Here is a 12303-nt window from a genome sequence, read left to right on the forward strand (position 1 = left end):
TTGTTATTCTTCACTAATAGCTCTTTTGTTTGGCCCTACCTTTTCATTGCGATAAGTAGCGTATTGATAGGTAAATTCTGCACCAAAAAATATGATGATACAGGTATAGTATACCCACAACAAGATTAAAACTACCGAAGAGGCCCCTCCATATACGGATGTTGGATCACTTTTGGTAAAATAAAATCCTAAAAGGTACTCGCCTAACAAAAAAAGGATGGTGGTGAGTCCGGCTCCGTAGAAAGTAGTTTTCCATCGGATCTCAATATCCGGCAACCATTTGAAAATAGCTCCAAACAAGCCCGTAATAATACCAAAGGAAAGAAGGAAGCTCACAATATCTGCAAATATGGCCGCAATATAAGGTGCTATTTGCCCTATATATTCACTCATAACATTCAATAGGACGGACAGCACCAAGGAGACCAAAAATAAAAATCCCAAGACCAAGACCATTCCAAAAGAAATCAATCTGTCCACCAACGTTTTTATATATCCTTCTTTTTTTGATTTCACATGCCAAATAGCGTTCATGGTCTTTTTTAATTGAACAAAAACAGCGGTTGCACCAAAAAGCAGCATGGCAACTCCAAGAATAACACCAAAAGTACTACTTTGGTTGAGGGTAGCATTGGCAATCATTGCTTCTATAGCCTCGGACACCCCTTCCCCTATCAATCCGCCTAACTTTTCTACGATTCTTCCCCTCACAGCATCCACACCGAAAAAATACCCAGAAATGGTAACAACGATCATTAATAAGGAAGGAAGTGAAAATAAAGTGTAGTACGCAATAATGGCACTTTTACCAAATGGATCGTCCTTATACCATGCAGCAAATGTTTTTTTTAATAGGGAAAAGAAAATCTGTACGCTATCACTCATTATAAATATCGGTTCTCAATAATGGCCTGATGGTGTTTCTGATGTCCAGAAATAATTAATCCGGCTGCCCCAACACTCATTTTAGCACTGCTGGCCATTCCAGTTCTTTTTAACCCCTCTTCTTCAAAGGTTTCGAATAATGCAATGGTAGATTGCCTTACGGCCTTAAATTCTTTTATAATACTTTCTCTAGTGCGCTTATTGGCTTTGGAAGCAGGCACATATTCATCTTGGTCGAATCCAGGTAAGGGCGTTTTATCATTTCTATAAAAACGCAAGGCCCTATATTGAAAAACCCGCTCGGTATCAATCAAATGCACCAAAACCTCTAAAATGGTCCATTTTCCAACTCCATAAGCATACGTTAATTTCTCTTCAGGAATGTTCTTTATTTGGTTCACAAATTGATCCATACCTGTTTTCAATCCGTCCATTAATTCTACATCCCCTAAGGCCTCTATATAGGGTTGGTAATAAGAATTGTAATCTGTAGTGCTTAAATCTGTTGTCCTCATTGTATAAAAATAAAAAATCCCAATCAAAGGTAATGATTGGGATGGTTAATAAGATTTAAAATTCGTTATAGCTCGTTGAAAATAGTGTGCATCAAACGTTTCTTATCATTAATGCTTTCTTCCAATGAAATCATAGTTTCAGTTCTGCTAATACCATCAATATCATCAATTTTGAAAATGATATTTTTAGCGTGGTTCGTATCCTTTGCCCTGATTTTACAGAAAATATTAAATTTTCCGGTGGTAATGTGTGCTACAGTTACAAAAGGAATTTGACTCAAACGCTCCAAGACAAATTTTGTTTGATGTGTTTTTTCCAAGAATATACCTACATATGCAATAAAGGCATACCCCAATTTGACATAATCCAAGGTTAATGATGAACCCTTGATTATTCCTGCTTCTTCCATTTTCTTCACCCTAACATGTACAGTACCTGCTGAGATCAATAATTTTTTTGCTATATCTGTGAATGGAGTTCTGGTATTGTCTATAAGCATGTCCAGAATCTGGTGATCTATTTCGTCTAATTTAACTTTACTCATTGGTGTAAATATTTTGAGCAAAAATAGAAAATAAAGGAATTAAATGTAATAAATAATCTATTTTTTTAAGAAAATCATAACGATTTGTATATTTCAAACGATTTCATTCAATTTTTATCTTATAGAATTCATTAGTTTTTTATTGGATTTTACGATTTCCGCATCATTTTCCTCGAGACAATTATACGTTTTATGTCCAAAATAGTCACCAAGATCGCCTGTCTTGTCAACAAACGGCATAAATTTTATAGTGTTGGATTCTAAAACCTCTTTATAAAGGATACCTAAATCCGAATTTTTGGGAAGGTGGGGCACTACTTGGTCCACATTTTTAATTAAGATATCGTAAAACAATTTGCTGTTTTCCGGAATTTCCAAGTACATATGCTGGGGATATTGTTCTATCTCCGATTTTGCAATGGTCTCTACCCCTTTTAACATGGCATAAAAAATGTACATTCTGGTATGTTCCCTTTTATAATCATCCTCAAAATGCCCTGCCTCAAAAAGTATGGTGGGTGTCCCCAACATTTGAAATGCATCTCCCACACAATTATGGTTAAAGCTATCATCATACCGACCGACTTGTCCTGGAATCAATTTTTGAATTAAACTGTTCATAGCTGCGATCAACTGCATGCTTATTCCCCTCGTTTTAGAAATACTCCTTTCCTGATCATGGGCAGGGGACAAAAATGAAATGGTTGCTGGCTTTTGATCATTACCAACATTAAAGATGGTCCTTTGATCATGTAGGTTAAAGCAGAAGTCGGGCTCAAAAGCATCATAAACTGTTCTCAACACCTTGCTTTCTGGTTGTGACCGATCATGGGCATCCCTGTTTAAATCGACCTCATTGGCATTTATACGTGTGTATGCAGCAGCCCCATCAGGATTTAGTATGGGGATAATTTTTAAGGTACATTCCTTGAGAATTGTTTTTGCAAGATCTGAAGGTTCCTTTAAATAGTTCAATAGATCTAAAACAGCTTTGGTGGTGGTGGATTCATTTCCATGCATCTGGGACCACATCAATATTTTTTTAGGACCTGAACCAATAGTGACCATTTTAATTTTTTTCTGAAGTACAGAAAAACCTATTTCCTCTATTTTAAATTCTTTGGAGTGTAGGTTTAAAAATTTATCAACCTCTGCATTGGTCACATATCTTCCCGTAACCGTCTTTTCCTTTATCGTTGAATAATCCAAATTAAATGGTTGCATGTAATTCTGTCATTTATTTGTTTACAAAACTAACATCAAATACAATTACAATTGTAAACAATAAAAATATACAATTGTATACGATTTTATGTAGCATATTGTATTAATGTTGCGTTTTTGTAAACAGCTAAAATCTAACAAATAGGAAATTTGTATAGTTATATCTTAAATCTCATTATATCAATATGTTATATACTTTATTTTAAAGTCATAATTCAATTTATTATAGCAAATTAAGGGATCTGATTACTTGAAGTTGAAGGGGAAATGATTACTTTTGTATTAAATATGTTACAATGTTAAACCAAGATGCATTTTTAAAAAGACTTGAACTGGTGATCCAGTATTATGATCTTTCAGCCTCTGCCATGGCTGATAAAATTGGGGTTCAGCGTTCCAGTATTTCACACTTGTTAACCGGGAGAAATAAACCGAGCTTGGAATTTGTATTAAAGATTGTCCATGCCTTTCCAGAAGTAAATCTTTATTGGTTACTTCAGGGAGAAGGTAATTTTCCTTCAAATAAAAACGAGGAGAAAGCTACCCAACTCCCTACCCCTGAAAAACCAAAAGTAAAAGAGACCTCCCAACCTCCGGTCCCAAGGTTAGATAACATTAAGAGCTCTTTAAATAAAACAGTAGAACGAATTGTTATTTTTTATTCGGATGGAAGTTTTTCATCGTACTTCGGAAATAAAGAATAGTGCTCCTTTTTTCAGGGGTTTGTTTTAAAAGTTGTAAAAAGTTTCAATGGTAGATAACCGCAATTTTCTTTTCTTTGTGGTATGGTTAAAAATTCATTTTACATTGTATTTTCTGTTCTCCTATGCGTGTCATGTTACCAGCCAGAGCGCAACTGTACCCAGTTTAAAGAAGGGGAATTCAGTTTTACTTCTACGGTGAACGGTGAAGAATTGACAACTACCTTCATTCGTAAAAACGACATTGAAATCGACTATTTCCAAGGGAAGAGCGACACTTCTTCCGTAAGATGGATCAACGACTGTGAGTACATAGTGAAAAAGCTTAATCCAAAAAACATGGCAGAGGAGAAATCGGTGCATATGAAGATCCTCTCTACTACGAATGACAGCTATACCTTTGAATACAATATTGTAGGCAACAAAAAGAAATCCAGGGGAACAGCCACAAAAACAAATTAAACTGCTTTTGATTTTTATTGGATAGGGGTGATTTCAGCCATCATCACAATTTATATACGACTCCATAAGTGGATTCTGCATACTTGATGCAACCTCTACTCATTTTACGATATCAGATACTACAAGAATGCTGATCAGGAGAACGAAACTGCGTGCAAGTAGCACCAATTTTATATTCTCCCCAAAACATAAAAAAGCCCCTGGAGTTCCAAGGGCTTTTTTATATGTATAATGCTCTGTTACCTAATTTGGCCTACTATAAGCCAATTCCGGATTAACATCCTTATGCTCCTTAAAAAGTCGCTGTTGTTGCTTTACAGTTAATGTGCTGCCATCGTGACTCCAGCCCGGAGGGCCAAAGATATACATCAGCGCATGTGAGAGCTTCTTAGATTTCTTTACGTCTTTATAAATGTCCTTAAACTCATGAGTAAGGATCACAATGGGATTATGGGAATCAGGTGCGTGTATTACCCCGTACTTTACATCTATATCATCATCCAGTTCTTTCCAGGTACCAAAGATTTTATCAAATATATTCAGAAACCCTCCGTGGTTTTTGTCCAAATATTCTACATTTTGTGCATGGTGCACCTGATGCATGGTATGGGTGTTAAAGATCTTCTCTAAGAAACCCATTTTTGGGACATAGACCGAATGAAGCTGAAATTGCCACAATGCCTCTATACCCAAACAGACCACAACCATTTCTGGAGGAAAGCCCAATGCAGGCATCCACATATAAAATAAGGGCTTGTACAATATGGTGAACCAGCCGTTTCTTACAGCAGTACCTAAATTAAAATTATCTGAAGAATGGTGTACAATATGTGCAGCCCATAAAATACGTATTTCGTGGTTTGCCCTATGGAACCAATAATAGGTAAAATCATCTGCAAATTGACAAAGAAGCCAGACATACCAGGCATACCCAAATGATTCATATCCTAGAATGTTTGTACGAACTCCTGAAACATCTACAGGATTAAAAAGCTCATAGGTAAATTCAAAGATTACAATGGCAGATATTACTTTAATTAAAGGGGCAATAATAGCGGAACCAATGCCCATAAAGCCACTGGCGGCAAAATCTTTCCACTCGTAAAGGTCATCATCTCCGTGGGTTTTGCTGTAAGTTAATTCCAATAAGATAAAGGCAATAAAACAGGGGACTCCGTATACTAACGGATTGGTAAAATCCATAAAAACTACATTTTTTGTAAATATAACAATAAACTCACGCTACTCTTTAATACTTTAACATCAACATATCAAATTAATACAAGCTTCTATTTTTCTTTTATACTTCTCAATAAATTATTTTGTTCCTTCATTAATTCCTCCAGATTGGCCAGCAATTCTAAATTTTTTGGGGTGGCCACTTCTTGATTTTTAGGATCTTCCGATTTGGATTTAAAGCGGTTGATAAACTTGATGACCACAAATATGGTAAAGGCCACTACAATAAAGTCCACAAAAACTTCGATCAGTTCGCCATAAGCAATAGCAACTTCTTCTATATTCTCTTGCTTTTCCCTAAGGATAAACTTTCTATCGGAATAATTTACGCCACCTGTCAATAAGTTCAACGGAGGCATGATCACCTTTTTTACTATGGCATCGACCACCTTGTTGAAGGCGGTTCCTATAATGATACCCACCGCCATATCGATCATATTGCCCTTGATCGCAAAATTCTTAAATTCTTTAAAAAAATCTTTCATGGCATTATTTAGAATAATAAAGTCTGGCCCTCATCTTCTGGTTTGGACCCCTTGGGCTTCGTGGAATTTGAAGTAGCTTCACTGGAAGAGTCTAACGGCTCTTCATCAACAACTTCCATGTCCTCTGGCTTTTGCTCCTCTGGCTCTTCAAATGGCAATGGTTCCAAAGCGTTTACACTCTTTACCTTTTCTGACGTCAATACATTACCTAAAGCTTTAATTCCCTTAACCGCTATGAAGTCCTCCAAATCAATTGTTTGGTTGGGTTTTGCATCCTTGCCTCTGGGCTTGGTAAATTCTATTTCTACGACAGGTCTCCAATCCGTGGAAACGAGTTCTAAGACCGACTTAGGGTGTTCAGAAATGAACAATTCCTCTTTGCCTTCATTTTCAATGACAAAGCGTTTGATATAATACTTTTCCTTTTCCCCCTCATAATACACAGCGGATAATGGCTTTTCCGGATTCCATTTTTCCAACAAAATCATGTCTTCATCAAAATGCGTTGAAAGATCAGGTATCAATGTTTTGGCGATTCCTTTTTGGGTCACAACAAGAAGCAGGTCATCTCCTCTAAATTCCCCCAATAGATCTCCCCTGCCATCAACATTGAGCCTTCTAACCACGTCATCGAACCAGATTTTCCTTGGCTTCAAGGTAGAAACACCCTTTTCTTTTAGTTCTACTCGCTTAACAGGGTATTTCGTAACAACATTTCCTTTAGAAGCCCTGCCTTTGATGAGCACATCGGCAAAATCGATATCCCATTTTAATTTTTTAATACTGCCTGCCTGTCTCAACATTACAGTAACCACTTCGGCCTCCCCATTGGGATTGGCGGAGAAGTACAATAATTCTGAATTGGCCTTACCATTGGTCAGGTCATAAATCTTGTCCCTGGTAATGCTGGTTACATTAAAACGTTTAATATAACTAGGACCACCTTTCCCATCCTTATAGATCATATTATAAATGGTGCGCTTATCCTTTTTCTTAAAAACTGCAACATGAATAATATTTTTACCGATAAAAGTCTTGGCGTCCACCTTGGTGATCATCATCTTGCCATCCTTCGTAAAACAAATAATATCATCAATATCACTACAATCGGTCACATATTCGTCCCTTTTTAGAGAAGTTCCAACAAAACCTTCCTCTTTGTTCACATAGAGTTTTGTATTCCGAATAACCACCTTGGTAGCTTCAATATCATCAAAAACTCTAATTTCCGATTTACGCTCCCTACCTTTTCCGTATTTTTCCTTTAGACTTTTGAAATAGTCTATGGCATATTCAATCAAATGCTCAAGGTGATGCTTTACCTGTGCAATTTTTTCTTCCAGACCTTCAATAAATTGTTGGGCCTTTTCCAAGTCGAACTTAGAAATCCTTTTGATCCGAATTTCTGTAAGTCGGACTATATCTTCCTCAGTTATAGCTCTTTTTAGATGGCCGACATGAGGTTGTAGTCCCTTATCAATAGCCTTAATAACCCCTTCCCAGGTCTCTTCCTCTTCAATATCCCTATATATTCTTTTCTCAATGAAAATCCGTTCCAAAGAAGTAAAGTGCCACTGCTCCTCAAGTTCGGAAAGCTGTATTTCCAATTCAGCCTTTAATAAGTCTACCGTATTATCAGTGGACCTTTTCAGCATTTCAACCACTCCAATAAAAAGAGGTTTGTTGTCTTCTATAATACATCCCAAAGGTGAAATTGAAGATTCGCAGGCTGTAAAGGCATAAAGGGCGTCAATGGTCTTATCGGGTGAAAGTCCACTTGGCAAATGCACCAAAATCTCTACATCCGCAGCAGTGTTATCTTCAATTTTTTTAATTTTTATTTTCCCTTTATCATTTGCTTTTAGGATGGAATCTATTAAACTAGAAGTATTGGTTCCGTATGGAATTTCGTTTATAACCAGCGTATTCCTGTCCAGTTGTGAAATTTTTGCCCTTACGCGAATTTTTCCTCCCCTGAGTCCTTCGTTATAATTGGTCACATCGATAATACCAGCCGTCGGAAAATCAGGAAAAAGGGTAAAACGCTGTCCTTTCAAATGTTTGATAGAGGCGTCTATTAATTCAATAAAGTTGTGTGGCAGTACTTTTGTGGAAAGTCCCACCGCAATTCCTTCGGCACCTGAGGCCAATAAAAGTGGGAATTTAACCGGAAGGTTTACTGGCTCTTTCCTCCTGCCGTCATAGGACTGTTGCCATTCTGTAATTTTTGGACTAAAAACAACTTCCAGTCCAAATTTGGAAAGTCTGGCCTCAATATATCTCGATGCCGCTGCCCCATCCCCAGTTAAAATATTACCCCAGTTACCCTGGGTGTCGATCAGCAGATCTTTTTGACCGATCTGCACCATGGCATCAGCTATACTGGCATCACCATGGGGATGGTACTGCATTGTATGTCCAACAACGTTTGCCACCTTATTATATCTTCCATCGTCCAGTTCTTTTAGGGCGTGCATGATCCGTCTCTGTACGGGTTTAAATCCGTCTTCGATAGCTGGTACAGCACGTTCTAAAATAACATAGGAAGCGTAATCTAAAAACCAATCTTTATACATCCCTGTGACCTTGGTCAAGGAGTCCTGGGAGTTATCTAGGTTTTCATTAATTCCTTCATTTACTTCTTCATTCTCTTCCATTCAGAAAGATTCGTATTAGTTTGGTTTATATTTAGTTGTCCTTGACAAGATCAAGTTCAACTTTAAGATTTTCTATAATAAATTTCTGGCGGTCGGGTGTGTTTTTGCCCATATAGAATTCCAATAAATTCTCAATGGACAGCGCTTTATCCAACATCACGGGCTCTAAACGAATGTCGTCCCCAATGAAGTGCTGGAATTCGTCCGGGGAGATTTCCCCCAGACCTTTAAACCTTGTGATCTCAGGTTTTCCTGTTAATTTCTCTATGGCATCTCTTCGTTCATCCTCACTATAACAATAGATGGTTTCTTTTTTATTGCGTACCCTAAACAAAGGGGTCTGCAAAATATAGAGATGGTTCTCCTTAATGAGCTCGGGAAAAAATTGTAGGAAGAATGTAATCAACAGCAATCGGATGTGCATTCCATCAACATCGGCATCCGTAGCGATCACAACGTTGTTATACCGGAGATCCTCCATAGATTCTTCTATGTTCAAGGCCGCCTGCAATAAGTTGAATTCTTCGTTCTCGTATACAATTTTCTTGGACATGCCATAGGAATTCAATGGCTTCCCCCTAAGGCTAAAAACAGCCTGGGTATTTACATTCCTAGATTTGGTAATGGAGCCGGATGCAGAATCTCCCTCTGTAATAAATAAGGTGCTCTCCAACCGCTTTTCGTTTTTCATATCCCCAAGGTGCACCCTGCAATCCCTAAGTTTCTTGTTGTGCAAGCTCGCTTTTTTAGCCCGATCCTTTGCCAGTTTTCGAATTCCGGAAAGTTCTTTTCTTTCGCGTTCCGCCTGCATGATCTTTCGCTGCAGTTTTTCTGCGGTATCTGGGTTTTTATGCAAGTAGTTGTCTAGCTGCTTTCCAACAAAATCATTGATGTAGGTCCTCACCGTGGGAAAATCGCCTCCCATATCCGTAGAACCCAACTTTGTTTTGGTCTGACTTTCAAATACAGGTTCCATCACTTTAATGGCAATGGCGGAAATTATGGATTTCCGTATATCGGAAGCCTCATAATTTTTGCCGTAAAAGTCACGAATGGTCCTTGCCACCGCTTCCCTAAATGCAGATTGGTGGGTCCCCCCCTGCGTGGTGTGCTGTCCATTCACAAAGGAATGATACTCCTCGCTATACTGTGTTTTACTATGTGTTATGGCAACCTCAATATCCTCTCCCTTTAAATGAATTACTGGATAGAGCATATCATCCTTGGAATTGTTGTCCTCCAATAAATCTTTTAAACCATTATCTGAATGGAATTTCTCCCCATTGAAAACAATGGTCAGCCCTGGATTTAAATAGACATAGTATTTAAGCATGCGCTCCACATACTCATTCCTGTATTTGTATTTTTTGAAGATAACCTCGTCAGGAATAAAGGAAACCTTGGTTCCTTTACGTTTTGTTGTTTCCACAGGGCCATCTTCAGAGACCAGATTGCCTTGATGGAATTCTGCTGTTTTTAATTTATTTTCTCGAGATGATTCTACTTTAAAAAAAGTGGACAATGCGTTGACAGCTTTTGTACCAACCCCATTTAAACCTACCGATTTCTTAAAGGCCTTACTATCGTACTTACCACCTGTATTCATTTTGGAAACAACATCCACAACTTTGCCCAAAGGAATACCCCGGCCATAATCACGAACACTGACCACATTATCCTTTATACTGATATCTATGGTCTTCCCTGCCCCCATTACAAATTCATCTATACAGTTATCCAAAACTTCCTTAAGAAGTATATAGATACCGTCATCTGCAGAGGATCCATCTCCCAATTTACCAATATACATTCCAGGTCGCATACGAATATGCTCCTTCCAATCCAATGAACGTATATTATCTTCGGTATATTGGGTGTTTTCCATTAATTAAGTAGTTTAAGGCGCGTTGCTAATATAGGGAGTGTTCTAAAAAGATAAAAACACTACTTGTTAAAGTAATTAACAATAGCTTGTATTCATTTGTTGATATAGATTGTATTCCAAGGGATTTCGATTTCAGTAACGGTAGTAGAAAATCAGAATTACCTGAAGGACCTAAACGATAATATAGCAAAAATATAATAAAACACCCCAAGTAAAATGAATGCCCTATTTTGACATCTATCCTACTTGGGGTATTATTTTTATTACCGTTTAAAGTATAAAGATAATTTAAACCTTATTAATTGTGATTCTTACACATTAAAACGGAAGTGCATTACATCACCATCTTTAACGATGTATTCTTTGCCCTCTACTTTCATTTTACCTGCCTCTTTAACCTTGGCCTCACTTCCAAAGGCAACAAAATCGTCGTAAGCAATCACTTCTGCACGGATAAATCCTTTTTCAAAATCGGTATGAATTACTCCAGCTGCCTGTGGCGCCGTTGCCCCAACGGGAATAGTCCATGCCCTTACCTCTTTGACCCCTGCTGTAAAATAGGTTTCAAGATTTAATAATTTATATGCCCCGCGAATTAATTTGGCAGATCCCGGTTCTTCAAGACCAAGATCTTCCAAAAACATTTGTCGCTCTTCATAAGTTTCCAGTTCAGTAATATCAGCTTCTGTCCCTACTGCTAAGAATATAACTTCTGCATTCTCGTCCTTTACCGCCTCTTTTACTTTATCCACGTAGCTATTACCTGTGGTTGCGGATTCTTCATCTACATTACAGACATACATCACCGGTTTATCTGTAATAAACTGCAACGGCTTTACAAATTCGTTTCTGTCTTCTTTGCTAAATTCAAGGGCGCGAATGGAAACACCCGCTTCCAAACCTTGTTTAATTTTCAATAGGACAGCTTCTTCCTTTTGTGCTTCCTTATTCCCAGTTTTGGCAGCGCGTTTTACTTTTTCAAGCTTTTTGTCTACCGTTTCAAGATCCTTTAATTGCAATTCCATATCAATGGTCTCCTTATCCCTAATAGGATTGATGGATCCATCTACATGAACAATATTGTCGTTATCAAAACATCTTAGGACATGAAGAATTGCGTCGGTTTCACGGATATTCCCCAAAAATTGGTTTCCAAGACCTTCTCCCTTACTGGCTCCCTTTACCAACCCTGCTATGTCAACTATTTCTACGGTTGCTGGTAGAACTCGCTCCGGATTGACCAAAGATTCTAATTTTTCTAATCTAGCATCTGGCACGTTTACCACCCCTATATTAGGCTCTATGGTGCAAAACGGAAAATTGGCACTTTGTGCTTTTGCATTGGACAAACAATTGAAAAGTGTTGATTTACCAACGTTTGGCAATCCTACGATACCTGCTTTCATTCTTTCATTATTTTGAGGGTGCAAATATAGTTCTAAAAAGCAAATTCCAAACCATTGATTCCACAAACTATCACCAGACAGTTAAAGTCATTGAACTTTAAGTGAATTTGTAGTGTTAAAGGGAATAATAAAGCAGATTAATCTTAAGGCTTCCTTTATTATGGACAAGAATTACCTATACACCCCATATTTTATCATTAAAGTTTTTGATAAATTTATTAAGAAAATATCCTTGAATTATAACCCGCTATATGACTGACTTGCCATTCCTTTGATTAAACAGAAAATTCACGATTGGA

11 protein-coding genes are annotated in these 12303 nt (G+C 37.6%); 2 read left to right on the forward strand and 9 right to left on the reverse strand.

The window, feature by feature from the left end:
* Nucleotides 1–3: 3 nt before the first annotated feature.
* The 4 genes from ABXZ32_RS07610 to ABXZ32_RS07625 form a co-directional block, all read right to left on the reverse strand.
* Nucleotides 4–885, reverse strand: a complete 882-nt coding sequence (locus ABXZ32_RS07610; RefSeq protein WP_354618077.1) for a YihY/virulence factor BrkB family protein — start codon at nt 883–885, stop codon at nt 4–6.
* On the reverse strand, nt 885–1400 hold the full coding sequence (locus tag ABXZ32_RS07615) for a DinB family protein (protein WP_354618078.1): 516 nt from the start codon (nt 1398–1400) through the stop codon (nt 885–887). The genes ABXZ32_RS07610 and ABXZ32_RS07615 overlap by 1 nt, the downstream gene beginning before the upstream one ends.
* 65 nt (nt 1401–1465) lie before the next feature.
* A complete protein-coding gene (locus ABXZ32_RS07620) occupies nt 1466–1945 on the reverse strand; it encodes an Lrp/AsnC family transcriptional regulator (protein ID WP_354618079.1) in 480 nt (159 codons plus the stop codon).
* 114 nt (nt 1946–2059) lie between these two features.
* Nucleotides 2060–3169 (reverse strand): M14 family metallopeptidase, encoded by a 1110-nt coding sequence (locus tag ABXZ32_RS07625; RefSeq protein ID WP_354618080.1) that lies wholly within the window; start codon nt 3167–3169, stop codon nt 2060–2062.
* A gap of 296 nt (nt 3170–3465) precedes the next feature.
* On the opposite strand from ABXZ32_RS07625, the gene ABXZ32_RS07630 reads away from it, so the two are divergent.
* Nucleotides 3466–3873, forward strand: a complete 408-nt coding sequence (locus ABXZ32_RS07630) for a helix-turn-helix transcriptional regulator (RefSeq protein WP_354618081.1) — start codon at nt 3466–3468, stop codon at nt 3871–3873.
* An 81-nt stretch (nt 3874–3954) separates the two neighbouring features.
* The gene (locus tag ABXZ32_RS07635; protein ID WP_354618082.1) at nt 3955–4332 is read left to right on the forward strand and encodes a DNA topoisomerase IV; all 378 of its coding nucleotides are present in this window, start codon (nt 3955–3957) and stop codon (nt 4330–4332) included.
* Nucleotides 4333–4575: 243 nt separating this feature from the next.
* Here ABXZ32_RS07635 and ABXZ32_RS07640 read toward each other — a convergent pair whose 3' ends face one another.
* From ABXZ32_RS07640 to ychF, 5 genes are all read right to left on the reverse strand, one after another.
* Entirely contained in the window at nt 4576–5535 is a 960-nt protein-coding gene (locus tag ABXZ32_RS07640) for a sterol desaturase family protein (RefSeq protein WP_354618083.1), read from the reverse strand.
* Between the two features lie 86 nt (nt 5536–5621).
* Nucleotides 5622–6056: a large-conductance mechanosensitive channel protein MscL gene (mscL, locus tag ABXZ32_RS07645; protein ID WP_354618084.1), complete on the reverse strand. Its 435-nt coding sequence runs from the start codon at nt 6054–6056 to the stop codon at nt 5622–5624.
* Nucleotides 6057–6064: 8 nt separating this feature from the next.
* Nucleotides 6065–8713, reverse strand: coding sequence for a DNA gyrase/topoisomerase IV subunit A (locus ABXZ32_RS07650; RefSeq protein ID WP_354618085.1), 2649 nt, complete (start codon nt 8711–8713; stop codon nt 6065–6067).
* A 31-nt stretch (nt 8714–8744) separates the two neighbouring features.
* Entirely contained in the window at nt 8745–10598 is a 1854-nt protein-coding gene (locus ABXZ32_RS07655; RefSeq protein WP_354618086.1) for a DNA topoisomerase IV subunit B, read from the reverse strand.
* A gap of 311 nt (nt 10599–10909) precedes the next feature.
* Nucleotides 10910–12004 carry a redox-regulated ATPase YchF gene (gene ychF / locus ABXZ32_RS07660; RefSeq protein ID WP_354618087.1) on the reverse strand — a complete coding sequence of 365 codons (1095 nt, stop codon included), beginning with the start codon at nt 12002–12004 and terminating at the stop codon, nt 10910–10912.
* Nucleotides 12005–12303 lie beyond the last annotated feature (299 nt).

Source organism: Sediminicola luteus (assembly GCF_040566555.1).
Classification (GTDB): domain Bacteria; phylum Bacteroidota; class Bacteroidia; order Flavobacteriales; family Flavobacteriaceae; genus Sediminicola.

Excerpts from the sequence above, each read along its gene's own strand:
- ABXZ32_RS07655 (WP_354618086.1), bottom strand. The coding sequence starts at position 10,598 with ATGGAAAACACCCAATATACCGAAGATAATATACGTTCATTGGATTGG.
- mscL (WP_354618084.1), bottom strand. The coding sequence starts at position 6,056 with ATGAAAGATTTTTTTAAAGAATTTAAGAATTTTGCGATCAAGGGCAAT.
- ABXZ32_RS07610 (WP_354618077.1), bottom strand. The coding sequence starts at position 885 with ATGAGTGATAGCGTACAGATTTTCTTTTCCCTATTAAAAAAAACATTT.
- ABXZ32_RS07615 (WP_354618078.1), bottom strand. The coding sequence starts at position 1,400 with ATGAGGACAACAGATTTAAGCACTACAGATTACAATTCTTATTACCAA.
- ABXZ32_RS07630 (WP_354618081.1), top strand. The coding sequence starts at position 3,466 with ATGTTAAACCAAGATGCATTTTTAAAAAGACTTGAACTGGTGATCCAG.
- ABXZ32_RS07650 (WP_354618085.1), bottom strand. The coding sequence starts at position 8,713 with ATGGAAGAGAATGAAGAAGTAAATGAAGGAATTAATGAAAACCTAGAT.
- ABXZ32_RS07625 (WP_354618080.1), bottom strand. The coding sequence starts at position 3,169 with ATGCAACCATTTAATTTGGATTATTCAACGATAAAGGAAAAGACGGTT.
- ychF (WP_354618087.1), bottom strand. The coding sequence starts at position 12,004 with ATGAAAGCAGGTATCGTAGGATTGCCAAACGTTGGTAAATCAACACTT.
- ABXZ32_RS07640 (WP_354618083.1), bottom strand. The coding sequence starts at position 5,535 with ATGGATTTTACCAATCCGTTAGTATACGGAGTCCCCTGTTTTATTGCC.
- ABXZ32_RS07635 (WP_354618082.1), top strand. The coding sequence starts at position 3,955 with ATGGTTAAAAATTCATTTTACATTGTATTTTCTGTTCTCCTATGCGTG.
- ABXZ32_RS07620 (WP_354618079.1), bottom strand. The coding sequence starts at position 1,945 with ATGAGTAAAGTTAAATTAGACGAAATAGATCACCAGATTCTGGACATG.